26 protein-coding genes and 1 rRNA gene are annotated in these 23343 nt (G+C 46.5%); 6 read left to right on the top strand and 21 right to left on the bottom strand.

Annotated features, from left to right (window positions below; genetic code table 11):
- Together BVG16_RS24880 and BVG16_RS24875 are read right to left on the bottom strand one after the other, a co-directional pair.
- A 16S ribosomal RNA gene (locus tag BVG16_RS24880) occupies positions 1–259 on the bottom strand; the annotation flags it as partial.
- Between the two features lie 354 nt (positions 260–613).
- The gene (locus tag BVG16_RS24875; protein WP_078501902.1) at positions 614–1507 is read right to left on the bottom strand and encodes a nucleotidyltransferase-like protein; all 894 of its coding nucleotides are present in this window, start codon (positions 1505–1507) and stop codon (positions 614–616) included.
- 116 nt (positions 1508–1623) lie between these two features.
- Between BVG16_RS24875 and BVG16_RS24870 the strand changes: the two genes are divergently transcribed.
- Entirely contained in the window at positions 1624–2004 is a 381-nt protein-coding gene (locus tag BVG16_RS24870; RefSeq protein ID WP_078501901.1) for a YgzB family protein, read from the top strand.
- 87 nt (positions 2005–2091) lie between these two features.
- Here the strand turns inward: BVG16_RS24870 and BVG16_RS24865 are convergent, their stop codons facing one another.
- From BVG16_RS24865 to BVG16_RS24815, 11 genes are all read right to left on the bottom strand, one after another.
- Entirely contained in the window at positions 2092–3801 is a 1710-nt protein-coding gene (locus tag BVG16_RS24865; protein ID WP_078501900.1) for a glycosyl hydrolase family 18 protein, read from the bottom strand.
- A 28-nt stretch (positions 3802–3829) separates the two neighbouring features.
- Positions 3830–4258, bottom strand: coding sequence for a peroxide-responsive transcriptional repressor PerR (perR, locus tag BVG16_RS24860; protein ID WP_078501899.1), 429 nt, complete (start codon positions 4256–4258; stop codon positions 3830–3832).
- An 82-nt stretch (positions 4259–4340) separates the two neighbouring features.
- The gene (locus BVG16_RS24855) at positions 4341–5582 is read right to left on the bottom strand and encodes a DUF4097 family beta strand repeat-containing protein (RefSeq protein ID WP_078501898.1); all 1242 of its coding nucleotides are present in this window, start codon (positions 5580–5582) and stop codon (positions 4341–4343) included.
- Between the two features lie 26 nt (positions 5583–5608).
- Positions 5609–6235 (bottom strand): TM2 domain-containing protein, encoded by a 627-nt coding sequence (locus BVG16_RS24850; RefSeq protein ID WP_078501897.1) that lies wholly within the window; start codon positions 6233–6235, stop codon positions 5609–5611.
- A 12-nt stretch (positions 6236–6247) separates the two neighbouring features.
- Positions 6248–6547: a hypothetical protein gene (locus BVG16_RS24845; RefSeq protein ID WP_078501896.1), complete on the bottom strand. Its 300-nt coding sequence runs from the start codon at positions 6545–6547 to the stop codon at positions 6248–6250.
- 43 nt (positions 6548–6590) lie between these two features.
- Positions 6591–7217, bottom strand: coding sequence for an RNA polymerase sigma factor (locus tag BVG16_RS24840; protein WP_078501895.1), 627 nt, complete (start codon positions 7215–7217; stop codon positions 6591–6593).
- Positions 7218–7344: 127 nt separating this feature from the next.
- Entirely contained in the window at positions 7345–8040 is a 696-nt protein-coding gene (locus BVG16_RS24835; protein ID WP_078501894.1) for an MgtC/SapB family protein, read from the bottom strand.
- Positions 8041–8610: 570 nt separating this feature from the next.
- A complete protein-coding gene (gatB, locus tag BVG16_RS24830; protein ID WP_078501893.1) occupies positions 8611–10050 on the bottom strand; it encodes an Asp-tRNA(Asn)/Glu-tRNA(Gln) amidotransferase subunit GatB in 1440 nt (479 codons plus the stop codon).
- 14 nt (positions 10051–10064) lie between these two features.
- Positions 10065–11522 carry an Asp-tRNA(Asn)/Glu-tRNA(Gln) amidotransferase subunit GatA gene (gatA, locus tag BVG16_RS24825; RefSeq protein ID WP_078501892.1) on the bottom strand — a complete coding sequence of 486 codons (1458 nt, stop codon included), beginning with the start codon at positions 11520–11522 and terminating at the stop codon, positions 10065–10067.
- 21 nt (positions 11523–11543) lie between these two features.
- Positions 11544–11831, bottom strand: a complete 288-nt coding sequence (gatC, locus tag BVG16_RS24820; protein WP_078501891.1) for an Asp-tRNA(Asn)/Glu-tRNA(Gln) amidotransferase subunit GatC — start codon at positions 11829–11831, stop codon at positions 11544–11546.
- A 448-nt stretch (positions 11832–12279) separates the two neighbouring features.
- Positions 12280–13035 carry an IclR family transcriptional regulator gene (locus BVG16_RS24815; protein ID WP_078501890.1) on the bottom strand — a complete coding sequence of 252 codons (756 nt, stop codon included), beginning with the start codon at positions 13033–13035 and terminating at the stop codon, positions 12280–12282.
- A 232-nt stretch (positions 13036–13267) separates the two neighbouring features.
- Between BVG16_RS24815 and BVG16_RS24810 the strand changes: the two genes are divergently transcribed.
- Genes BVG16_RS24810 through BVG16_RS24790 form a run of 5 tightly spaced genes read left to right on the top strand, consistent with a single transcriptional unit; the run spans position 13268 to position 18380 of the window.
- Entirely contained in the window at positions 13268–14404 is a 1137-nt protein-coding gene (locus BVG16_RS24810; RefSeq protein ID WP_078501889.1) for an ABC transporter substrate-binding protein, read from the top strand.
- Between the two features lie 30 nt (positions 14405–14434).
- Positions 14435–15544: an ABC transporter ATP-binding protein gene (locus BVG16_RS24805; protein WP_078501888.1), complete on the top strand. Its 1110-nt coding sequence runs from the start codon at positions 14435–14437 to the stop codon at positions 15542–15544.
- Positions 15545–15548: 4 nt separating this feature from the next.
- Positions 15549–16412 (top strand): ABC transporter permease, encoded by an 864-nt coding sequence (locus BVG16_RS24800; protein ID WP_078501887.1) that lies wholly within the window; start codon positions 15549–15551, stop codon positions 16410–16412.
- On the top strand, positions 16409–17224 hold the full coding sequence (locus tag BVG16_RS24795; RefSeq protein WP_078501886.1) for an ABC transporter permease: 816 nt from the start codon (positions 16409–16411) through the stop codon (positions 17222–17224). The genes BVG16_RS24800 and BVG16_RS24795 overlap by 4 nt, the downstream gene beginning before the upstream one ends.
- A 16-nt stretch (positions 17225–17240) precedes the next feature.
- Positions 17241–18380 carry a M20 family metallopeptidase gene (locus tag BVG16_RS24790; RefSeq protein ID WP_078501885.1) on the top strand — a complete coding sequence of 380 codons (1140 nt, stop codon included), beginning with the start codon at positions 17241–17243 and terminating at the stop codon, positions 18378–18380.
- A gap of 149 nt (positions 18381–18529) precedes the next feature.
- On the opposite strand, the gene BVG16_RS24785 is transcribed toward BVG16_RS24790, so the two are convergent.
- From BVG16_RS24785 to sigY, 8 genes are all read right to left on the bottom strand, one after another.
- Complete coding sequence (locus BVG16_RS24785) at positions 18530–18907, bottom strand: ATPase (protein ID WP_078501884.1); 378 nt, start codon at positions 18905–18907, stop codon at positions 18530–18532.
- Between the two features lie 140 nt (positions 18908–19047).
- Positions 19048–20028 (bottom strand): aldo/keto reductase, encoded by a 981-nt coding sequence (locus BVG16_RS24780; protein WP_078501883.1) that lies wholly within the window; start codon positions 20026–20028, stop codon positions 19048–19050.
- Positions 20029–20144: 116 nt separating this feature from the next.
- The gene (locus tag BVG16_RS24775; protein WP_078501882.1) at positions 20145–20933 is read right to left on the bottom strand and encodes an ABC transporter permease subunit; all 789 of its coding nucleotides are present in this window, start codon (positions 20931–20933) and stop codon (positions 20145–20147) included.
- Positions 20930–21853, bottom strand: a complete 924-nt coding sequence (locus BVG16_RS24770) for an ABC transporter ATP-binding protein (RefSeq protein ID WP_078501881.1) — start codon at positions 21851–21853, stop codon at positions 20930–20932. Before BVG16_RS24770 ends, BVG16_RS24775 begins: the two co-directional genes overlap by 4 nt.
- Entirely contained in the window at positions 21853–22047 is a 195-nt protein-coding gene (locus BVG16_RS24765; RefSeq protein WP_078501880.1) for a PLD nuclease N-terminal domain-containing protein, read from the bottom strand. Before BVG16_RS24765 ends, BVG16_RS24770 begins: the two co-directional genes overlap by 1 nt.
- Positions 22048–22088: 41 nt before the next feature.
- On the bottom strand, positions 22089–22316 hold the full coding sequence (locus tag BVG16_RS24760) for a transcriptional regulator (protein ID WP_078501879.1): 228 nt from the start codon (positions 22314–22316) through the stop codon (positions 22089–22091).
- Entirely contained in the window at positions 22306–22701 is a 396-nt protein-coding gene (locus tag BVG16_RS24755) for a YxlC family protein (RefSeq protein WP_078501878.1), read from the bottom strand. Before BVG16_RS24755 ends, BVG16_RS24760 begins: the two co-directional genes overlap by 11 nt.
- A complete protein-coding gene (gene sigY / locus BVG16_RS24750) occupies positions 22688–23218 on the bottom strand; it encodes an RNA polymerase sigma factor SigY (protein ID WP_078501877.1) in 531 nt (176 codons plus the stop codon). The genes BVG16_RS24755 and sigY overlap by 14 nt, the downstream gene beginning before the upstream one ends.
- Positions 23219–23343 lie beyond the last annotated feature (125 nt).

The following is a 23343-nucleotide window of genomic DNA, read 5'->3' as shown; positions in this document are numbered from 1 at the left end:
CACCAACTAGCTAATGCGCCGCAGGCCCATCTGTAAGTAGCAGATTGCTCCGCTTTTCCCAATTCGATCATGCGATCAAATCGTGTATCCGGTCTTAGCTACCGTTTCCGGTAGTTATCCCAGTCTTACAGGCAGGTTGCCTACGTGTTACTCACCCGTCCGCCGCTAAGTTATCCCCGAAGGAATAACTCCGCTCGACTTGCATGTATTAGGCACGCCGCCAGCGTTCGTCCTGAGCCAGGATCAAACTCTCCATTAAAGTGTTTGACTTGCTCATTTAAAACTAACTGACAAGAACTCGAAAGTTCTTTATTTAATGCTTTAATTCACTCGTTGTTCAGTTTTCAAAGATCAATTTTTCTTTCGTTTTCGTCGTCGTTTTTTTCAGCGGCGACTTTTATAATATAACACATTGCCGTTTCTTTAGTCAAGCTTTTTTTTGAAGTTTTTTTTGATTCATTTCTTCATCGTTCTCTTCAAAACTACTTCCGTTCGAAGCGGCGAGAATTAATATATCATGTAATCGCAAGTAAAGTCAACACTTTTCGACAAAAAACTTTATCTCATAGAATAGGACCAGAATGATGGAACCTCAGATACTCTTCATATATGCTTATACTGCGGCATAGCGCACTTCTGCGAATAGCGCCGTATCCAGCTCTAGGGATTCCGATTGCAGAACTTCTACTTCACGAACCAAAGATCTTTTCACCATTCGCTGCAACAGTAATGGAAGATCGTCGCGAACATGATTCAATTCGGGAAGTTCGACGAGATCATTCGTACTCCACGGGTCCTGTCTGCTAGATAAGATTCGAAGCAGCAAAGAACAGCACTCCTTCATCTTGGACATGACCGAGAACTCACATGCAAGCAATAGTAGTTCAACACGTTGTCCCACCGTCTCCTGGCTCACGGTAAGCTCTTCATACAGCTTGTATACCCCTAAATTAATATCATGCACTTGATTCCATACCGAAACCTCTGGATGCAGCCCTTCTTCGATCAAGACAATTCCAGCCCAATGTCCGAGAGACTCTATGATTCTCTGATAGGCATCCATCTCATGATTTAAACGCATGAATTGTTTGGCTTGCAGATACGACCGGAGAAATTGAGTAAATTCTGCTAACATGCGTTGTTCTCGCAATGGGTTCTCGAATTTGATAATCCGATCCCGCAATTGATGAAGATAAGACTTATGATCTTGCAATATCTCACCTTGAATTAGCCATTGAATAATGGTTCGATTCTCACCGTCTACGAGCCAACGTTCCATGCTCCATGTACTCACTTTATGCACTTGCACACTTAATTTCCCATTCATCACATGCATGGTTTCGTGGAGAGGCGTGTCGGTTTCAGTTACAAGGATAAGCAACATGTCAAATCCATATATTTCGGGCGGGTAGATATCCGGAACTGTGTCTTCAATACAGATTGCTCCAACATACTCGGGGCGATTAATGTATTCTGTCAATAATGTTTTCTTCATGAAATCCATCATTTCCACCGGCCTCTCCCTTGGCGATTTAAATCTTCTTACGTTATAATGTAATTCTACATATATTGTAAGTTTCCTGCCTTTGATCCAAACTATAAAACGGAGAACGGAGAACAGCTATGTTGTTGAAATCGAGTAAGATTAATGAGTTTCGCTTGTGGGGACTATTACTCACCATGGCAGGCATGGGAGTTATGGTACTTGGTACGGCGGGGTTATTATTATGGGGTTCGTCGAGTACAGGGAAAATCATTGCAGCCATCTTCATGGTACTAGGAATGATCAGTATGCTAGTAAGCGTCGGAATTTATTTCTGGGCAGGGATGTTATCCACGACGGCTGTCATTCTTGAATGTCCAGAGTGCCATAAGCAGACGAAGATTCTTGGTAAAACAGACCGGTGCATGTTCTGCAAAACCATTCTTACGCTAGATCCTAACCAAGCTACATCAGTGCCTCAGGAGCCATCTCTTGCTGTTGAGGAAGGCAGTAAAGCATAATCATATATTCAAACAAAAGAAGACACTTCAGTGATCGATCGATCAAGAAGTGTCTTCTTTCATATTCTATTCTATTTCTCTATTCGGTCACGGAGCAAGATCGTCCCAAATCTCCGGTACGGCGAAACTTCTCGTCCAAGATCCCGTACCTGCTAAATTGAGTTCCTTGGACAAGTCCACTCTCGCCTTAACAGAAACTTCGTCTTCGATCCAAATCCGCTTCTTCACGCCATCTTCCTTGTATTCCACGTAATGTTGTCCAGTAGATGCATCAAAGGTAGGTTCTAACTTCAGCTTGTCCAACAATTCTCGAATCGTCTTCATGCCAGCTGTCTTGGAAGATACCTTCGTACTTCCGCCCTCCGAAGTCTCAGACCATATTCGCGTATATAACGGAATACCTAATATTAGCTTACTAGGAGGTACATTATCCTCGTCGATAATTCGACGAATTGAATTCTCGACCCAAGGCAATGACGCAACAGAACCAGCAGTCGGACTTGAAGCCCAGTGCTCATCATAAGACATGACCATCATATAATCGACAACCTCACCCAACGCTCGTCGGTCGAGAAAGGCTGACCACATTTCACTATTCGATTTAGGTGTCACATCAACGGAGACAATGAGACCCTGCTCCCTTAACATCGGTGAAAGTTCTCGCATAAACTGCGTGAAATTCTCTTTATCCTTCGTATAAATATTTTCGAAGTCAATATTAATACCATCAACGCGATAAATCCGCGCATAAGATAATACCTGTTGAATCATTTGAAACCGGCTCTCAAAAGTCGATAACGCCGCAGTCGTCAACTTAGGTTCAAAACTATTGCTGAACAGTGCCCAAACCTGCATGTTCTGACTATGAGCCCATTGGACATAAGTTGAATCGGCTTTACTCTGAACATTGCCTTTCCCGTCTAACAAACTGAACCACGTCGGACTCACTACATTCACGCCTGGCAATGGCCCTATCTTGCTGGTGTCAGGGTTCTTATTGTAGACGGCTTCCCAGATCAGATTAATCGGCCCTTCAATAGGAGCTGTTTGTTTCTCCTCTTCAGATGGACCAGACTCTACCGTGATCTTCTCTTCCAGATGCACGTCGGCTTGTCTCATAAAACCTACGTATCCATTGTCGAGTTGAACTTTATACCATCCATCGACAGTGGCCCAGATCTGTAACGGAGCCCCCTGCTCGACGTCTGCAAGGATAGGTTGGTGAATCGAAGGACCCACCCGTAATGGAACGGTCCGCGTTTTCTTTTTAAACGAAACCACCTTCGCATGCTGAATCGTATCGCCTGCCTTGTACATTGTGACGATTCCGGTCTCACTATTTTCATGCAATTGAAGTCCATACAGCTCTTGCAGCGGTGCCAAAGGCAAGTATAGAGTTCCCTTCACTTGCTCGGCTGCAAAATGAAGCTCGAACGGTTTGCTGTTCACTTTCCCCGTTAATTGATCGGTCTTGAAGTGTATCAGCTTATCCTTGGTCGCCATGATAATCGTCTTGGATGATTCCTCATAACGGATCGTCGAGTCCACTTGGGCCTGAATGACGGACAGCGGAAGCTTAATCCCCTCTTTCGTCCCCATAGCGGAAACTTTCTGCAGTTCTCCAGCAACAAAGATGGGCTTCGTTAACCCGTCAAAATCCGGTGTCACATGTTTCGTACTTGGCAATACTTCCAACTTAATATATACCCCTGCAAGAATAATAACCAACAAAGTCACTGTAATAAAAAACAAGCCTCGTTTGCGCGGGCCTGTCTGTTTACGATGGTGTCGACTCATCTCTCTCTCCAATTCTAAAGTAGTCCACTCACGCCTTCCCAGCACATGATGGGCATACCCCGTAAATCTCCATGCGATGCCCACTGACAGCAAATCCTGTCTGCGCTTCAGCAGCTTTCTCCACTTCATAGAGTGCCGGGTAATGGAAATCAACGATCTTACCGCATTTTTGACAGATTGCATGATAGTGTGAAGTCAGGTCGGCATCAAACCGGCTGGAGTTGTCCCCATAAGTCAGCTCACGCACAAGGCCTGCTTCGACAAACATTTTCAAGTTATTATATATCGTTGCAACGCTCATACTTGGAAATTGAGGTGCAAGCGCTCTGTAAATATCATCCGCGGTTGGATGCGTCATGGAATCCAATAAGAACGTCAAAATCGCGTGGCGTTGTGGCGTAATTCGAACCCCTGTAATTTTTAATTGTTCAAGTGCCTCTTGAACTTGTGTATTCATGGTTTTACACCACCTGATCATTGAAGTACAAAATAGTTTAAAACGTATATAGTTTTCATTGTACTCCGCGAACTGGTTGATTTCAATTGTTTTTCAAGGTAATGCTGCTTGTGGCATCGAGTTTTATCTTATATTTCCCATTCCCGACGATGCCCGATATCGTATTATGCTCAGCTTGTAATGGTAAATCACCCACGTCCACAGAGCCAATCGTTGTATTTCCTACGACTTCATAATCTCCTGCTTCTGGAAGCGATATCTCTAAATCTCCAATCGTCGACTCGACTGTCCAGTCTCCCCCAACCTTAGAAGAAGCAATGAAGACATCACCATTTAACGTGGAGGCCTTCAAATTCTGGTCTGCGCTGTCCACATCAATATCGCCGTTTTTGGTATCGGCTGTAATATCCCCCGAAACTTCTTCAATACGAATATCCCCATTCAAGGTCGACACTTCCGCACCGGCCGTGATATGACTAACATTCAGATCCCCGCTCTTCGAATTCATTACAGCATGGCCTTCAATTGCTGTTAAGCTTACATCGCCTAGCATCGTCTCTGCGTTGACCGATCCTTTCACTTTCTCCACATCCACATCGCCTTTGGCTGTCAACAACTTCACTTCACTAGGAGCCTGAATTCCCTGGACGTAAATATCGCCAAGCTCCACTTTAACATCTACATCTACAGATATAGCCTCCGGAAGTGTAATCACGAGATCCATTTTAGGATACTTCTTCCATCCGTTCCCAAAAGATTTGCCCTGTGCCTGTATCGTTAATTGTTTGCCTTGTTCGATATGAATATTCGACTCTTCTGCAATAGGTTCCGCCTCTTTTCGGGGGGCGTCGATGCGCAGCGTTGTTTCAATTTCAAGTTGCTTCACATCGCCTTTCTGAATGACGACATCACCGAAATCGTTACGTACGACGAGATTTTTCGTGCCCGAATCCACTTCAATCCGTTTAATCGGCTTTTCGAACTTCTCCCATTGCGCCACATTGACATCGGAAGCGATATTGATTTTAAAATTGACCTTTTTCCATAAATCTGCAACAAGCGATGGTTGTGTCACACAAAATACGATCGCGGATAACAAGACGGATACGAATACCCCGCCAATATCCAGCTTCATTCGCTTATCCGATTTTCGATATGCCATATTCAAAACAATGTATTCGACGCCCCATACGATAAAGAGAATCGGCCACCATTGAATCAAATACTGCATATGCACGACGTCTCCCGTCGCTTGATCCCAAATTAACAATGCACCCACCGTTAAAAGTAGAAGCGCTGCCGTATATCTCCCAGCTTTGATCATCGTCTTGATCCCTCTCCCCTATATCTTTACTTATTGCGAGTTTTTAGAAGTAGGAACAACCCTGCAACGATGAGCAGTACAGCACCAAAATAAGGCCCCCCGCTCGAAAATATAAATTGCAGCCAAGCCGGATTCACGCTAAACATGAGAACACAGACACCGCATACGACCAGGATCAGACCTAAGGAGCTGCCTTTAAAAGCAAATCCGCCGTTAGAGATGAGCGGTGTCATCCCTTCGGGAACAATGCCATAGATACGTTCTGCATTGACGCGATCTGTACATTGTAGCGCATCAAACAAATTATAAAAGTAAATGGCCGGTACCAGTAGGCTGAGTAACACAACCAACGGTACGCTGCCGCCGCCTGGCAACGAGACACTATATACAATAGCCACGATATTCAGAGCAAAACATAACATAACCGTGAAACCCCGCTGCATGAGCCCAAGATAAAAATGCCCGAGCCCTGGAAAGAAAAATGCAAGCAGTCCTGCAACGAATTTGCCTTTTCGCGGCATTTTACCCCCATAAGGATGATAAAAATCTTGATTCGAGTATCCGTTTGGTTGTGTGGGTTGTTTTAAATGATGCATCCGCTCATCCAAAAATGGATCGTAAGCAGATTGCTTCTGTTGTGTCGATTCGTTCATATCCTATTCCTCCTAACCTTGAATGATTTGTGTAAGCCACTCTATACCCGTTGTAACCACATGATGAACCCTCATCTTCATTTCGATCTCAAGTCGTAAAGTATCTACAGAGACTAAGGACTGTAGAATACCCGTCGCTACGAAAAGATAGGTTGCCGCGCCAGCAACCGCAAAATGAACAAATTGCTTCTGCCGCGTAAAAAAATTCAGTACGACGTGTTCTGAAGGTGTCGATGGTGATTGAGCTGGCCGCTTAGCCATGGTAAGGCGCTGCATCACCTGATCCGTAAATTCCGGAGAAGTCTCATACATAGGCATCTGTTCCATAATTTTGTCTATGGCTATGGAAGATGGTTCATCGCGATGCTGAGATATTTTCCATTCCCTTAGGTTTACGGGTTGTTGTCTCCGAGACTTTCGTATCACTGGCTTGCACCTCCATCCATATGCGTTCAAATTGTTGTTTGGCCCGATAAAGCCGTGTCTCAACGGTTCGCAAAGGAACCTCTAATACCATCGAGATCTCCTGATATGACAGCTGTTGCATGTGATACAATTCCAGAACGATGCGGTACTTCTCCTTCAACTTGCCTAATACGAGCTGTACTTCTTGTTGTTCTTCCAGCATTAGCAGTCTTTCCTCAGGCTCTTCTTCGACCCGATCGCTAAACCAAGACTTGATGGAATCTACGATGGTCTCGAGCGGTCTTCGCTTCTGTGCTCTCCGGTAGTCCGTCAGCGTGTTCATCGCCAAACGATACATCCACGTCGTAAACTTCGCCTCACCTCGAAAGTGAGGTAAATAACGAAATAGCTTCACGAAAACTTCCTGCGCAAGATCTTCAGCAGTTTCACGATGGCCCAGTTCACGGTACATCAGGTTGTAAATATAGTTTTTGTGACGATCTACGAGTATTCGATAGGCTTCCTGATTTCCTTGACGGATTTCAGCGATGATTTGGTCATCCGTCTGTTGTTCCACCGTGTCACCTCCCTTGCGACGTTAATCTATTAATGAGACGATCATTTTTCAAATAGCCCTTCAAAAATCAAAAAATAAAACCTCCCGTTCGAGGAAGGTTCGTAACATGGAGAGAGAACCCCTCTCCTTATTCTACAGAAACAGCAAATACACCATCAATGGATTTTAGTTCCACGATTAAATTAATGGGATCGATCTGCTTCGGCGCAACGACATGCAGCTGCAATTCCATTTGCACATCAATATTTTCTTCCGTGGGAAGCCTTGTCTCGGTTAATGTCATCCGTTTGGTCATAATGGATTTGGTTGTTAATTTGGCGGCAACCTCATCGATCAGGTTGTGCTTTCCTACCGCACGAATGGTAAGAATCCGAGCTTTTTTCCCATTCAAAAACTTTTGCTCAATTTTGTTTAACACCCATAAATTCAATAATACAAGTAACGTTGCAGCAACGGCCGCATAATAAAATCCCGCTCCAATCGCAAGGCCAATCGCCGCGACAACCCATAGAGATGCTGCCGTGGTCAGCCCCGTGATGGATTTGCCCGTGAATAAAATCGTTCCCGCACCCAAGAATCCAATACCTGTAATAACGGAGGCGGCTAACCGCGCCGGATCGCGATTCAACGTCACGAACTGCGCGAAGCCATAAATGGAGAGCAGCATAATTAATGTCGACCCCACGCACACTAAAATGTGAGTTCTTAAACCTGCAGCATGGTTATTATGTTCCCGCTCAAACCCTACGAGACCGCCTAATAGCATGGCCAGCAATAATCGGATCGTCACATGGAGATTATCAATTACCCAGGGATCCTTCATCTTCCGAATCGCTCCTCTCCTCATAAATTATGTATTATTATACTTGAATCATGACAGGCGTGGAACACAAAATAACCCTACAAAGTGTGGACTTGACTTCGAAGCTGATTCAGGTACTTTGCGGGCTGTCGAGAAACCCCCGTTTTTTTGGAGGGCACGTAAAAAAGTGCCTTCACCCTAAACAGGCAAGCTTTCCAACACGAATTCTCGTACCTAAAATGGATTTATCCAACATAGTTTCACTACCAGCACTAAAACGCGCACCTATACTGGACGTTTCCAATATAGAGGGGGGAAATCAGCATTTTAGAGGCATTTTCAGCACATTCTATTGGATTTATCCAGTATAGCGTGCGAAATCGTACTGAAGACGGCGAAGTTAGTGGATTTATCCAATATAGCAACACCACAAGCACTTTTCCCCACCTGTACTGGATTTTAACAACATGATTTTTCTTCTACGAAACGAGATCACCAAAAAAAATAAAGTGCCGAAAAGTCCTGTGGACTTTATCGACACTCTGAGCCCGCAAAGCGGGCATTTCATAGATGTACATGTAAACCAAGGATCTAACCTTTCAGGCGATCTGCGAGTAACTGGTTAACCAGCGCAGGATTAGCCTTACCGCGTGATTCCTTCATGACTTGTCCTACAAGGAAACCAATCGCTTTATCTTTACCTGCGCGGAAATCTTCGACCGATTGCGGATTCGCATCAACAACTTTATCCACGATCGCTTTGATGGCGCCTTCGTCGCTAATTTGCACAAGCCCCTTCTCTTCCACGATCACTTGCGGCGCTTTACCGCTCTCGATCATTTCCTTGAAGACCGTCTTCGCGATTTTGTTGCTGATGGTTCCTTTCTCGATCAAGCCAATCATTTCACCTAACCCTTGACCTGTCACTTTAACATCTGATAATTCTAAGTTGCTTGCATTTAAGTGCGCTAGCAAGTCACCCATGATCCAGTTGGATACCGCTTTGGCATCCTTCGTATATTTCAAACTTTCCTCGAAGAAATCAGCCAAAGAGATGGAAGACGTAATCACGTCTGCATCATAGCTTGGAAGATCATATTCTGCTGCATAACGCGCTTTACGAGCCTCAGGGAGCTCAGGAATCGAAGCTTTAACGCGTGCTTTCCACTCATCACTAATAAACACGGATACTAAATCTGGGTCTGGGAAGTAACGGTAGTCATGTGCTTCTTCTTTGCCACGCATCGAGAACGTCTTGCCTTGGGAATCATCCCAACGTCTCGTTTCTTGAACCACCACACCGCCGTCATCCAGAATATCGGCTTGACGGATCTCTTCGTATTCAATCCCGCGTTGTACGCCACGGAAGGAGTTCATGTTCTTCAATTCGGCACGAATACCGAATTCCTTCTGTTCGTATGGACGAAGACTGATATTCGCATCGCAACGAAGCGAACCCTGCTCCATTTTCACATCGGACACATCACAGTATTGCATGATCGCTTTCAGCTTTTCAAGATATGCTTTGGCTTCTTCCGCAGAACGCAAATCCGGTTCGGATACGATCTCTAACAAAGGCGTTCCCACACGGTTAAAATCAACCAAGGATGCATAGCCGCCATCAACGTGCGTGAGTTTCCCCGCATCTTCTTCTAAGTGCAAACGAGTAACGCCAATACGCTTCGTCTCTCCGTTCACTTCGATGTCGATCCAACCATTCTCACCAATCGGTTTATCATATTGGGAGATTTGGTAGGCTTTTGGTGAATCCGGGTAGAAATAGTTCTTACGATCGAACTTGCTCTCTGTCGCAATGGTACAGTTCAGTGCCATCGCAGCTTTCATCGCATACTCAACCGCGCGATGATTTAATACGGGCAATACGCCCGGATGCCCTAGACAAATCGGGCATGTATTGCTGTTCGGCGAAGCGCCGAAGGATGTCTTACAGCCGCAGAATATTTTAGAATTCGTATGAAGTTCAACGTGAACCTCTAAGCCGATGACGGTTTCGTATTTCGATATAGACATGGGAAACCTCCTCTTTACAACTGCGGGCGCAGCTTATGATGTTCCGTACTCTGTTCATATGCATGCGCAACACGAAGCACGGTGGATTCATCAAAAGCCTTCCCAATAATTTGCAATCCGACTGGCATGCCATCGGCAAAGCCGCATGGAACACTAATCGCTGGCACACCTGCCAAGCTTACCGGTATTGTCACGATATCATTTAAATACATGGTTAAAGGATCATCCACTTGCGAGCCGATCGGGAAAGCTGTTGTCGGTGCTGTAGGTCCAATGATCACGTCATAGTTCGCAAACACCTGATCGAAATCTTGTTTGATCAAGGTACGTACTTTTTGTGCTTTTAAATAATACGCATCATAATATCCCGAGCTAAGCGCATACGTTCCCAGCATGATACGACGCTTCACCTCTTCGCCAAACCCTTGGCTTCTGGATTTCACGTACATATCGATCAAGTTATCTGGATTGTCCGCACGAACCCCGTAACGAACCCCGTCAAAACGCGCTAAGTTCGAAGAAGCTTCGGAGGAGGCAAGCAGATAGTAAGTTGCAACGGCATACTCCGTATGCGGCAACGATACTTCTTCCCACGTTGCGCCAAGTCCCTCAAGTACTTTTAACGCTGCAAGGACGGATTCCTTAACCTTCGGATCGATGCCTTGCCCGAGATATTCTTTTGGCACGCCGATACGCAACCCTTTGATATCCCCATTCAACGCACTTACGTAATCTGGAATGTCAACTTTCGCAGAAGTAGAATCCATGTTATCGTAACCAGCTATGGCTTGAAGCACATAAGCGGAATCTTCGACGTTCTTCGTGATCGGTCCGATCTGGTCTAAAGAAGAAGCAAAAGCAACTAGACCAAAACGAGAAACAAGACCATAAGTTGGTTTCAAGCCAACCACTCCGCAATAGGAAGCCGGTTGACGGATGGAACCACCTGTATCTGAACCTAACGTGAAGTACGCTTCGCCTGAGGCTACAGCTGCAGCTGAACCGCCGCTAGATCCGCCAGGCACATAATCTAAGTTCCATGGATTTCTTGTTGGGTAAAAGCTCGAGTTCTCATTGGATCCGCCCATCGCGAATTCATCCATGTTCAATTTTCCAAGTGTAACCGATTGTGCCTTTTTCAGTTTCTGTACAACGGTTGCGTCATAGATCGGGTCATAGTTCGATAGGAATTGACTTGCACATGTGGTGCGAAGTCCTTCCGTTACGATATTATCTTTAATCCCTGCTGGTAGCCCAAACAAAAGACCGCGAGGTGCATCCGTTGCAAGCTGCTCGTCCAACAATCTCGCATGCGCGCGCGCGTGCTCTTCATTTAATGTAAGGTAAGCTTTTACTTTATTCTCTGTCTGACCGATACGTTGGTACGCTTGGTCCACAAGATCGGAGACGGAGAGTTCTCTAGCATTAAGTTGGTTATGAATTTCTTGCAATCGCAAATCAAATAGTGACAAGGGGATTCTCCTTTCAGTCCGTTATTCTAGTACCGCCGGTACACGAATTTGGTCATCTTCTTCATCAGGTGCATTACGAAGTACTTTCTCAATAGGCAAGGATGGTCTATTCTCATCTTCACGCATGACGTTATGGATTTGAAGTACGTGCGTTGTCGGCTGCACGTTGTCTGTGTCCAGCTCATTCAGCTTCTCAGCATATTTTAAAATGGCATTCAATTGCCCTGTAAACTGCTCTTTCTCTTCATCGGTTAATGAGAGACGCGCGAGCTTGGCAACATGCTCAACATCTTTGACCGAAATGCTCATGGTTACGTAATCCCCCTTAGGCTGAAATTTATCATTTTCTTAGTATAGCGTAGATGTTTTTTATACTCAATGATGAGGCCAAAATATGTATATCGCATTGTTTTCCTTTCCATTATAGAAAAAACGCATGGCCACCTCACTTTTGCAAGATTACCATTGCCCGTTCGGTTAGGAAATCTGAGGAGTTAGGCTATTCAAAAAACTCCCTAGCCACAAGGTGATTAGGGAGTATCGTGAAGATCATTAGTAATATAACAGCAGCTATAAGATTTCGGCTAGTTTTCATGATAGACACTTAAAAACGACGTTTTCATCCCCTGTACTGCCTGTATACTCTGGAGTACTGATATAGACAGTATTAATCTTCTTATCATGTTTCACAGTTGCCCTAGCCACCCCGTATGTGAATTCAATCTGCATCTGCTTAAGCCAGGCCTGTGCTCGCTGCTTACTGTCGGTAGCCTACCAGCCGTGATATTTCAGCAGCGGCGGTCAACACGGTCTGAATCCATTCCTCACGATGCGGATCTACCCGGTCGCTTGGCCCAATCAAACTGACAGAAGCATTCACCTGTCCATCTGCGTCATAGATCGGGGCAGCAATCCCGGTTACCCCGACATTGCGCATATTCGAGCTGATCTCATACCCCTGCTTCTCAATGCGGTTGATCCGTTCGCGCAGCTCGTCCACACTCTTCATGGAATGCTCCGTGAAGGCCGCTATCGGCTCAGCGTACACGCGCGTCTTCACCTCTTCAGGGCCGTGGGCCAGAATAACACGCGATGCGCTGGTAGCATAGAGGGGAAAGCGGCGATAGGCATCAATAATAAAACGAATCGATAATGGAGAATCAATCTTATCTATATAGATCGCGTCATGTCCTTCGCGGATGCACAAGCAGACGGATTCCTTCGTCTCCATCGCAATACGCTCCAGATAAGGACGAGCAATGCTGACCCAATCATTATTCTTCTTCACTCGGTTGCCGAGCTCAAGACAAGCATAACCAAGCGAATACTGACGCGTATGCACATTCTGCTTAATGAATCCTTCGCTTTCCAACGTGGCTAGCATCTTATGAACGGCACCTTTGGACCATTGCAGCTCCTTGCTTATGTCAGTTACTCCCCACTCTGTCTGGTCTCGCAGAAATAATTTCAACAACCTGCAGCTCTTTTGCACAGATGTCAACAAATGATCCATGTACAGCCTCCTACTAGCATTCTAGTTCTATATGTAAGCCATTAATGAAGATCGACTCCATTTCCAAACAAGAATATTGTCACTTTATACAAATTAAAAGAGAAAATGTGATGAATTTCATTGCTAACACGATTGAATATAACATGGCGCTGTGTTAAAATCAAAAACAAAATTCACTATTGTTGAACATCGTTCTCTAATAGTGAACAATTTTATAAGGGGAGATTATTTGATGAAGACACGTCGCTTTGCATCTATCATTCTCGCTTTAACGCTGATGACCTCACTGTTTACCGCATGCGGAGGAACGAAAACCTCTACGAACACCTCTGACTCTCCTACATCGAAACCTGCTGCAACCAACGAAACCAAGACTGACAATAACACAGCGATCAAAGGCAATCTCGTTTTTGCCGGCAACGGCGCAACGGTCGAAGCTCTGTTCAAGGATGAAATCTTCAAGAAATTCAATGAAAAGTATCCCGATGTCAAGCTGACATATGTCGCAGGCGTCGCGACGGACATCGTAGCTAAGGTCAAAGCTCAGCAAGGCTCTGCTCAGATTGATATCGCTTTTATCGAGGGAAGCGAGCAAGAAACAGGACGTGTAGAAGGCTTGTGGGAAGCGCTGAACCCTGCTGAGATTCCTAACATGTCCAAAATAAGTGATCAATTCAAGGTGGCAGACAACAGCGGCGTGACGATCAACTATACACCGATGGGCATTTCCTACAACTCTAAGCTCGTAAAGGAGAAGAATCTCCCGATTCCAGCGTCCTGGAATGACCTGGCTCTCCCTGAAATGAAAGGCAACATTACGCTTACTGAAATGTCGAGCAACTTCGGTCGCTCTGCTACGATCATGTTGTCGTACGCTAACGGCGGCTCCGAAGCGGATATGGCAACTGGTTTCGAAAAATTGAAAACGATTGCAACCTATATGCCTACCTTCGCGAAGACGGCGGCTCAGATTCAACAGAACCTGCAAAACAACACGGCTGCCTACACAGCATGGACGATGGCCCGCAGCATCGTGCAGAAGGATGCCGGTGTCGAGTTGGAATTCGTCATTCCGAAGGAAGGCGCCAACGTTGTTCCAACCGTAGCATCTATCGTGAAGGGCTCGAAAAATCCAGAAGCAGCGAAAGCATTTATCGATTTCCTGCTCACAGAAGACGTACAATCCTTATTCGCAACGAAGCTGTACTACAATCCGGTTATTGATGTTGCATTGCCTGACGATATCGGCAAGCTGCTTAACTTTGACAAGAGCAAGATCGTAAACTTCAACTACTCCACGATCAGCGACAATAAGAAGGCATGGCTGGAAACATTCAATAAAGAAATCGCGCCGCTCGTTGGCAAATAAGCTTATCGGATCATAAGGGGAGGAACACATATGACGAAGAGTTATGACGTTGAATTGCATCAAATCCGAAAGCGCTTCGGCAGCACGACAGTGGTGGATAATTTCAATTTGCAAGTGGAGCGCGGTGAATGCGTTACCTTTCTAGGTCCGTCCGGCTGCGGCAAGACGACCACCTTGAATATGTTAGCGGGATTTTTGGAGCCTGATGAAGGTACGCTGATCATCAAGGGCAAACCGATGAACGGCGTGCCTGCCAATAAACGTGATCTCGGCATGGTGTTCCAGACTTATTCCTTATTCCCTCATATGACGGTAGCTGAAAATGTGGCTTATGGATTGAAGCTGCGCAAGGTGTCAAAGTCGGAGATCGAGACGAGAGTGCGGAAGGTGCTGGATGTGGTCAAGCTTCCGCACTTGACCGACCGCTATCCGAAGCAGCTGTCCGGAGGGCAGCGGCAGCGCATCGCGATTGCGCGCGCGCTCGTCACAGAGCCCTCGCTCTTGCTGCTTGATGAGCCGCTTAGCAATCTGGACGCCAAGCTGCGCGAGGAGCTGCGTGAGGAGATCAAGCGGCTGCAGCAGGAAATCGGTGTTACCACGATATTTGTAACCCATGATCAAGAAGAGGCGATGTACATGTCCGACCGCATCGTCGTTCTCGATCATGGCAAGGTAGAACAGATCGGCACACCGGAAGATATCTACCAGCAGCCGGCTACAGCGTTCGTGCATGAATTTGTAGGCAAGTCGAATGGATTCCAAGCTGTCATTACTGGCGGGGATGAACATCACTGGCGGCTTAAGACGACGGAAGGAATGACCTTCTCCGCCAAGCGCAATGATCGTCTCTATAACTCGGGAGACGAGGTCAGTGTATATGTTCGGCCTGAATACATTAGCTTGGAGAAAGTCGGAAGCATGCAGGAAACTGCTGAAGAAGCAGGTGTCAATTCGATCTCAGGAACTGTAAAATTGCTCTCCTTCCTCGGCTCATTCATCGAGGTCATTGTAGAGGCTGGCAGTCACATCATTACCGTACGCACTAATTATTCGCCTATCATCAGCTTCGCTGAAGGTGAGCCGGTCAAGTTAAGCTGGAATGCGTATCAAGCCAACATATTTCCGCGGAAGGAGGCATAATCCCATGCCCCAATTGAAGCGATCTAAGGGCTTGATCGCAATGCTTCTGCTCGTTCCGGGACTCATCATCATTCTAGGTGTATTCGTGCTTCCGATGATCTACATGCTGATGATCAGCTTGCGCGAAGATATGGGTAGAGGTGCCTGGACTTTGGTATCGTATGCCCATCTGTTCCAAGATTCCTATTACCTGGAGATTCTGTGGCGCACCGTGAAGCTCAGTCTGTATACCGTTGTGGTATGCCTGCTGTTGGGCTATCCCGTCGCCATGTACATGGCGCAGGCTGCGCCAAAGATGCGCGGCCTCATCACGTTTCTTATCCTCTCCCCCCATCTCATCAGCGTTGTGATCCGAAACTTTGGATGGGTTGTTATTCTGGGAGATGACGGCTTCATAAACAACACCTTGATGTCTTTAGGAATCATTTCAGGACCGCTGCGATTGCTTTATAACGAGCTCGGAGTTGTTATCGGCTTGACCGATTCGCTGATTGTATACATGGTGCTCGCGATCTCAACCAGCTTATACGCTATCGATTCCTCTCTCTACAAAGCTGCCGGAATACTGGGCGCATCGAGAACCAAACAATTTTTCAGCATTACACTGCCGCTCAGCTTGCCTGGAATATTTGCCGGAACAACGCTTGTGTTCAGTCTGGCCATGAGCTCATTCGTAACTCCCGCTCTCATGGGGGGAACATCGGTCAAGGTGCTGCCCGTGCTGGCGTATGAGCAGATGATGGCTTCGTTGGATTGGTCTCTCGGCGCTGCCATTGCATTTTTATTACTTGGCTCGACGATTCTCTTAGTCACGATCTTTACGAGGTTGGTTGAAACGAAGCGGTATAAGGAGGTGTTTTCATCATGATACATGTGAAGAAGCGTCGGCCTACCGTGCTCGGAATCATTACATTTTTCGTCGTACTGATGGTCGTATCGCCCCTCCTTATCATTATACCGACATCCTTCACATCGACAGGCGCGCTGCGATTTCCACCTGAAGGGTTCTCGCTGCAATGGTATGTGAAGATATTCGATCGCCCGGAATTCATTGATTCATTCTGGTTTAGCTTGCAGTTGGCTTTGGTTACAGCCGTGATCGCAACGATTATCGGTACGCTTGCGGCGCTTGCGCTTCATAAGTATAAACCGCGCGGAGCTGGAATGATCAACTCGCTGTTGATGTCCCCGCTGACCGTGCCATCCCTTATCATCGGGATCGCAGCATTGCTGTTCTTTACTCGAATTGGATTAGCGGGAACCTTCATCGGCTTGCTGCTATCTCATATTCTAATCTCCGTTCCCTATGTGGTGCGGTTGGTATATACGGGATTAAGCACCTTTGATTATACACTTGAGCGCGCAGCCTCCATATTGGGAGCTAATTCGTTCCGTACGTTTTGGGATATCACCTTCCCCATCATTCGACCAGCGGTGTTCTCAGGCATGGTATTTGCCTTTTTAACCTCATTTGACAATGTGACGGTGTCGCTGTTTATGGTTTCTCCATCGACGACAACATTGCCGATGGCCATCTTTAGCTATATGCAAGAATCACTGACTCCACTTGTCGCTTCGATATCATCGATCGTGATCTTGCTGAGTTTAGTGTTCATATTCATCTTAGAGCGCGTATACGGCTTGGATCGCTTGTTCGGCTCCAATTCACACGCTCATTAAGGCAGGTAGAACGGCTATGAAAATCGTAACGAGGCTGGAGCAGCTGTTGCCCGACATGCTCCGGCTCTTAGAGCAAAGCGTGAATATGGATTCACCATCACAGGATAAACGCTTAACCGATAAGATGATCGATTGGTACGAAGCGACCTGCCGAGCGTGGTTGGATGCCGAAGTGATCCGCATCCCGAATGAGCGATATGCGGATCGCTTGGAGGTATATGTAGGTAGCGGCAGTTCACGCCGTGTCCTGCTGGTCGCGCATGCAGATACCGTATGGCCCGTAGGCGAAGCGGAGCGCAGACCGTTTCGGATCGACGGAAATCATGCTTACGGACCCGGTGTTGTCGATATGAAGGCGGGCATTATTCAAGCGATATTCGCGCTTAAGGTGCTCCAGGAAATGAACCGTCTGCCTGCGGATATAGCCTTCGTGCTGCTCATTAACAGCGATGAAGAGATCGGCAGCCAGACTTCCCGCTCCTGGATTGAACAGCATGCCAGAGCGAGCTCAGCCGCGCTTATCCTAGAGCCGCCACTCGAGCCCGACGGCGCGTTGAAGACGGCTCGCAAAGGCAACGGACGCTATCACCTGGTGATCGAAGGACGCTCGGCTCATGCAGGGGTTGACCCTGCTTCAGGCGTATCCGCGATCGAAGAGATGGCGCGGCAGATTCTGTATCTTCACGAAATGTCCGACGATAAGCGCGGAGTTCATGTGAATGTAGGGGTGATGAACGGGGGAATTGGCTCGAACGTGGTCGCCGCCAATGCGGAAGCATTCATAGACATCCGCGTGCAAACGATGGATGATTTCGAGATGATGGCGCAGAAGATGCAAGAGCTAGCTCCATTTCACTCTGAGATCCGCCTAAGTGTAAATGGGCACATGAACCGCCCGCCTATGGAGCGAACTGAAGCGATTGAGCGATTATTTCATATCGCTAAGACAACAGCGCTGGAGGAGCTCGGGCTTACACTTCACGAAACGAGCACAGGGGGAGTCAGTGACGGCAATTTCATCGCGGCTTGCGGCATTCCAACTTTAGACGGACTCGGCGCTCGTGGGGACGGTGCCCATGCTCTACATGAATACGTAAGAATCGATGAAATGCCGAAGCGAGCGGCGCTATTAGCCGGTATTATGGAGAGATTATAAGATCCTTATAAGATGAATAATAGCTAACCCGAGCCAGCTTACTACATTAGGGTTAGCTATTTATCCATTAATCCCTCGATTATACATAAAAACGCATGGCCACCTCACATTTGTAAGATTACCATGCGAATTTATTCATAAAGCTTGGTTTAGATCCATGCTTTGAGATTGACCTGACGAATAAAGTCTTCAGCAGAGACCACTTCAGGCTCTACTACTTCTTCTTCCTCTTCTTGATCTCGATTCATCACGCTATTGAACAATTCTTCGTTCCGTGTCGCGAGTGCAAAATCAATTAATGCTTCACGTTCGATGCGTTCTACTTCTTCTTGAATCAGCACTTCTTCTACTTCGATGTCCGTATACGGTACCGCATAATTCCGATTGGCCTTAGGGACACGCACAACGTAATCAAATGCATTATCCGCATTACGATCGTAAGCAATTATATAACCATACTCCCCTACAGGAATATTCTGTTCGAATCGATCAGCGACGATAACCACTTTCTGTCCTAAACTTAACATCGCTTTATTCCCCCTAGCTGTCTATCAATCTTCTTTTTTATCTATCCTACTACAAAAAAAATAGTACGTCCACGCGGACCGCGAAAAGAAGCCGACCCTAAAGGTCGACTTCTCTACAAGTTATCTGCATTAGAATCTAGTTACCAAGCGTATGCGTTCGGTGCTGACCCTCCTGGACCTGGAAAAATTTCATCAATACGCGCCAATGTCGCTTCGTCTAAAACGATATCAACGACGCGCAAAGCACTTGTCAACTGATCGAGTGTACGCGGCCCAATGATCGGGGCTGTCATGGCAGGATGAATTAATGTCCACGCTAATGCGACATTCGCCTCGGATTCCCCAAGCTCGCGGCATAATGCTGCGAATGCCTCGAGCGGTGCCCGATGCTTCTCTACGCGCTCCGGATTATTCGCACGTCTGGAACCTGGAATTGGATTCAGAGCATGACCGCTCAGCAGGCCTCCATCCAACGGACTCCAAGCGATAACACCGATACCCAGCTCTTCGGCCGCTGGAAGCACCTCAAGCTCTGGCAATCTGCATAATAAACTATATTTATGCTGCTCGGTTACAAGACCCAGCATGTTATGGGATTTCGCCTCATATTGCGCTCTTACAAGATCGCGTCCTGCAAAGTTGCTGGAGCCCACGTATCCGATTTTCCCTTGATGCAATGGAACACGGAATGCTTCCCACAATTCATCCCAAGAAACCTGACGATCTACATGGTGCATTTGATAGAGTTCAATATGGTCTGTCTGCAGCCGACGTAAAGAACCTTCTAAGTGACGACGTAATTTATACGCCGATAAACCGGACTCATCATTAGGCCCATCTAGCGGATCACTCATGTTTCCATAGAACTTGGTTGCTAATACGACTTTTTCACGACGGCCACCGCCTTGGGCGAACCATCTCCCAATGATCTCTTCGGTGCGTCCAGCATTAGGGCCCCAGCCATACGTGTTAGCTGTATCAAAGAAGTTAATTCCCGCGTCTAAAGCCGCATCCATGATACGAAACGCTTCTTGCTCGTCGGTATCTACACCGAAATTCATCGTGCCCAAACAGAGCTTGCTTACTTTCAAACCCGTTCTTCCCAGTTTGCTGTATTTCATCCGACTTACTCCCTCCGATATTATCATGAGACCATGCTACATCACTATAATTATACGGAAAATAATGGAAGATTCCAACTTATCGCTTAGAACTGGATAGAAACTTTTGAACGAAGTTAAGCATGCGTTCCTATAGGGGATTTTCTTCGCATGATGAACATTGCAACAGCTAGTAGAAGAGCCATACTTCCGATGCTAGTGAATAAAATAGCGAACGTAGGACGTGCGGATTCTCCGTAATGAAGCCATTCTGCCGCTAACCCGGATAACTGGCTAGGGCTCCACATGAACACCTTGGCGAATAAGCTTGAAATAAAAGATAGCAAGGCGATAAAAGCTAAAGACACAAATGCAACCCCACCTGTGCTCGACACGCCTACGCTGACAAGTACCGTTACGGAGACAACAAAACATAACCAGAGTAAATATACGCCCCCTGCCGCCAGCGCGTGCGTGATCTGAATGGGTCCGATCAGTTGAACGGTATAATACCATGCTGCCGCATAGCCTAGCAGAAAGGATACCGCTGTGATTGTTATCGCGCTGCACCATTTTGCCAGGATATACGATACGATGGAGACGGGCTTTGCGAATATCAACGAGGCCACCCCGCTCTGCCGTTCAGATGCTACCATTCCCATCATCGATAGTACAAGAATCAAAACACCAATCACACTATACTGGCTTAAAGTTTGAGCTAATACTTCTCCGCCTGTGGGCGTCGGCATGGAAATAACGGTTCCTTCCGGCATGTTACCGGCATGCTGCAGGATTTCGGGCATGTAATACGACATAATCGGCTGCATCACACCTAAAAGCAGAAACACAAGCGGTACCCATATCCATTTATAGTTGCGTGCCATCTCTAGCATTTCTTTTCGATAAAATAGAATCGTCTGTCTCATGATTGCACCACCTTGAGGAATAAATCCTCCAATGTACTCTGCCCCGCTTCAAAGCGTCGAATAAATATACGATGTTGCATGGCATCCTTCCATATCTCACGCTCCGCAAGTTCCAAGTCCGATACCGTAAGGGTCATGGATTCCCGCTGCAATTCACTGCGAAGAACATAGGGCTTGCGAGAGATTTCCGTCATCCAAGCTTTGACCTGAGGGTTCGAAGCATTCCCTGCCACTACCGTGATAACGGGTTCGCTATATCTGTCACGGATATCATCCAACTGTCCCTGTATAGCTACACGTCCATCACGCATCATGATGATCTGATCGCAAATTTCTTCAGCATCATGCAGTACATGTGTAGAGAACAGAATCGTTGTCTCTTGTTGAAGTTCCCGCAATAGATTTAATACATCACGACGCCCAACGGGGTCTAACGCGGACACAGGCTCATCCAGAATAAGCAACTTAGGCCGGTGAATCAGTGCCTGAGCGAACCCGAGACGCTGCTTCATCCCGCCCGAGTATCCCCCAATTTTGCGACGAGACGCCTCTTCCAAGCCAACCCGTTGAAGCCATTCTGCTGCTCTCTGTTCAGCCTCTTTGCGGGTTAATCCATGAAGCTGTCCTGCATAACATACAAATTCACGCCCCGACATCCATGAATAAAAGGACGGCATTTGCGGTAGATATCCCATATACGGCCTACGATCCTCCACCTTCGTCCCCTGCTGATACAAATGAATGCCGCCTGAAGTGGGCTGTATGAGCCCCGTTAACATGTTAATTGTTGTTGTTTTGCCGGCTCCGTTCGGTCCGAGCAGAGCAACACATTGGCCTTCCTCGACGGAGAAGCTGATGTCTTGCACAGCATGATGCTGTTGATAGATTTTGGACAAACGGTCCACTTGCAGAAGTGCCATTACGCGTCCTTCCTTCCTATGACAAAATAGAGCACGGGACCGAAAATACTCACGAATATGATAATAGGAATCCACATCCATTTCGGACCGCGTGTAGCACTCGTTTTATACAGCGAAACAAGTGCTGTTATGAGTAAAATGAGCTGTATGACAAGAATAGGAGCGATGATATTCCAATTCACCGTTAGATTCATAATCTAATCCCTTCTTTCTATAAACATGGCAATCAAAAATATTATTCGTTACGCTGCTTGGATTTTTTCCGATAGGGTCTATAAATATGGAAGTACGTATAGAAGAGTATCGGCATGGGACACTGAATAAGTCCCCAAATCCCCCAAAACCAACGGTTCTTCTGACGTCGGCGTGCGTTGGTAAACAACCACATGCTTTGCGATATTAAAATGACCGCGATTAGAGCGATAGCCCACCAAGGAATCGGATGATAAGATTCATTCGGCATGCGGGGCAGCTCCTTTCTTTTTCGCGCCATTGCGAGAATACCATAGGTATGTGATTGCACCGACGAAAGTACAGGCTTGGAGAATGAGAAAAGCGGTCCAACTGGTCATCGCAAGAAAGGTATTTCCTCCGATCAGGATGCAAGCCACAATGAAAAAACATAACAACTCCAAGCGATTCTGCCGACGTATCTCTACTTTATGTGATGACACCAGCTGTTCCAGGTCATGTATAGACGGTGGAGCGCTGTGTGGAATCACCTGATCCATCTGTTCAAATCCTTGCACCAGTTCGTCTAGCCATTCCTGATCCTTCTCAATACGCTCCAATTCACGATCTATGTTCTTTATTACATCTTGACGGTTCGGGTGATTACGCTGTCCCATCGGGCATGAGCTCCTTTCGCAATTGCTGCAATCCGTTATATATCCGTGATTTCACGGTTCCAATCGGGATATCCATCATCTCGGCGATATCCTCATAGGCATAGCCATAATAATGCTTCAATAAAATAGGCAGCCGTATTTCATATCTCATCTTCGAGAGTGCATCGATCGCATCTGTCCAGGCTTCTTGCTGCTGCTGCATGTGCCATTGCACCTTGCGAAGGGCCTGCTCCTGCTCCTGCCAACGCTGCTCAACCTTCTTGCGACGCATCATGTCGATATATAGGCGTGTAGCTATGGTGATCAGCCAGGATGAGAATTTGGACGTCCCGTTATATGAAGATATTTTTTCAATACATTTGAGCATCGTCTCTTGAACTAAATCTTCTGCTAATGTCGGATTCATGGTCACCTTGATTAAATACTTCATCAAAAAGGTGTAATGCTCATGCAGCAATTGTGCCAGTGCTTGATTGTCGCCCCGGATTGCCTGTTCGATTCGTTGTTGTTCGTCCATTGCTACAGGTCATTCCTCCTTTTTGATGAATCTTACACATCTGTATTTTGGGGTTTGATTTGCAAATCACACATAATACGAATAGGTTCGGTTAAAAGTTCACGGGATATTAAAAAAAAAATACA

The organism is Paenibacillus selenitireducens, from assembly GCF_002021565.1.
GTDB lineage: Bacteria > Bacillota > Bacilli > Paenibacillales > Paenibacillaceae > Paenibacillus_K > Paenibacillus_K selenitireducens.
The sequence above is the reverse complement of the archived record's forward strand: the minus strand, read 5'-3'. Positions and strand labels throughout refer to the sequence as shown.

Excerpts from the sequence above, each read along its gene's own strand:
- BVG16_RS24875 (WP_078501902.1), bottom strand. The coding sequence starts at position 1,507 with ATGATGGATTTCATGAAGAAAACATTATTGACAGAATACATTAATCGC.
- BVG16_RS24870 (WP_078501901.1), top strand. The coding sequence starts at position 1,624 with ATGTTGTTGAAATCGAGTAAGATTAATGAGTTTCGCTTGTGGGGACTA.
- BVG16_RS24865 (WP_078501900.1), bottom strand. The coding sequence starts at position 3,801 with ATGAGTCGACACCATCGTAAACAGACAGGCCCGCGCAAACGAGGCTTG.
- perR (WP_078501899.1), bottom strand. The coding sequence starts at position 4,258 with ATGAATACACAAGTTCAAGAGGCACTTGAACAATTAAAAATTACAGGG.
- BVG16_RS24855 (WP_078501898.1), bottom strand. The coding sequence starts at position 5,582 with ATGATCAAAGCTGGGAGATATACGGCAGCGCTTCTACTTTTAACGGTG.
- BVG16_RS24850 (WP_078501897.1), bottom strand. The coding sequence starts at position 6,235 with ATGAACGAATCGACACAACAGAAGCAATCTGCTTACGATCCATTTTTG.
- BVG16_RS24845 (WP_078501896.1), bottom strand. The coding sequence starts at position 6,547 with ATGTATGAGACTTCTCCGGAATTTACGGATCAGGTGATGCAGCGCCTT.
- BVG16_RS24835 (WP_078501894.1), bottom strand. The coding sequence starts at position 8,040 with ATGAAGGATCCCTGGGTAATTGATAATCTCCATGTGACGATCCGATTA.
- gatB (WP_078501893.1), bottom strand. The coding sequence starts at position 10,050 with ATGTCTATATCGAAATACGAAACCGTCATCGGCTTAGAGGTTCACGTT.
- gatC (WP_078501891.1), bottom strand. The coding sequence starts at position 11,831 with ATGAGCATTTCGGTCAAAGATGTTGAGCATGTTGCCAAGCTCGCGCGT.
- BVG16_RS24815 (WP_078501890.1), bottom strand. The coding sequence starts at position 13,035 with ATGGATCATTTGTTGACATCTGTGCAAAAGAGCTGCAGGTTGTTGAAA.
- BVG16_RS24810 (WP_078501889.1), top strand. The coding sequence starts at position 13,268 with ATGAAGACACGTCGCTTTGCATCTATCATTCTCGCTTTAACGCTGATG.
- BVG16_RS24805 (WP_078501888.1), top strand. The coding sequence starts at position 14,435 with ATGACGAAGAGTTATGACGTTGAATTGCATCAAATCCGAAAGCGCTTC.
- BVG16_RS24800 (WP_078501887.1), top strand. The coding sequence starts at position 15,549 with ATGCCCCAATTGAAGCGATCTAAGGGCTTGATCGCAATGCTTCTGCTC.
- BVG16_RS24795 (WP_078501886.1), top strand. The coding sequence starts at position 16,409 with ATGATACATGTGAAGAAGCGTCGGCCTACCGTGCTCGGAATCATTACA.
- BVG16_RS24790 (WP_078501885.1), top strand. The coding sequence starts at position 17,241 with ATGAAAATCGTAACGAGGCTGGAGCAGCTGTTGCCCGACATGCTCCGG.
- BVG16_RS24785 (WP_078501884.1), bottom strand. The coding sequence starts at position 18,907 with ATGTTAAGTTTAGGACAGAAAGTGGTTATCGTCGCTGATCGATTCGAA.
- BVG16_RS24780 (WP_078501883.1), bottom strand. The coding sequence starts at position 20,028 with ATGAAATACAGCAAACTGGGAAGAACGGGTTTGAAAGTAAGCAAGCTC.
- BVG16_RS24775 (WP_078501882.1), bottom strand. The coding sequence starts at position 20,933 with ATGAGACAGACGATTCTATTTTATCGAAAAGAAATGCTAGAGATGGCA.
- BVG16_RS24770 (WP_078501881.1), bottom strand. The coding sequence starts at position 21,853 with ATGGCACTTCTGCAAGTGGACCGTTTGTCCAAAATCTATCAACAGCAT.
- BVG16_RS24765 (WP_078501880.1), bottom strand. The coding sequence starts at position 22,047 with ATGAATCTAACGGTGAATTGGAATATCATCGCTCCTATTCTTGTCATA.
- BVG16_RS24760 (WP_078501879.1), bottom strand. The coding sequence starts at position 22,316 with ATGCCGAATGAATCTTATCATCCGATTCCTTGGTGGGCTATCGCTCTA.
- BVG16_RS24755 (WP_078501878.1), bottom strand. The coding sequence starts at position 22,701 with ATGGGACAGCGTAATCACCCGAACCGTCAAGATGTAATAAAGAACATA.
- sigY (WP_078501877.1), bottom strand. The coding sequence starts at position 23,218 with ATGGACGAACAACAACGAATCGAACAGGCAATCCGGGGCGACAATCAA.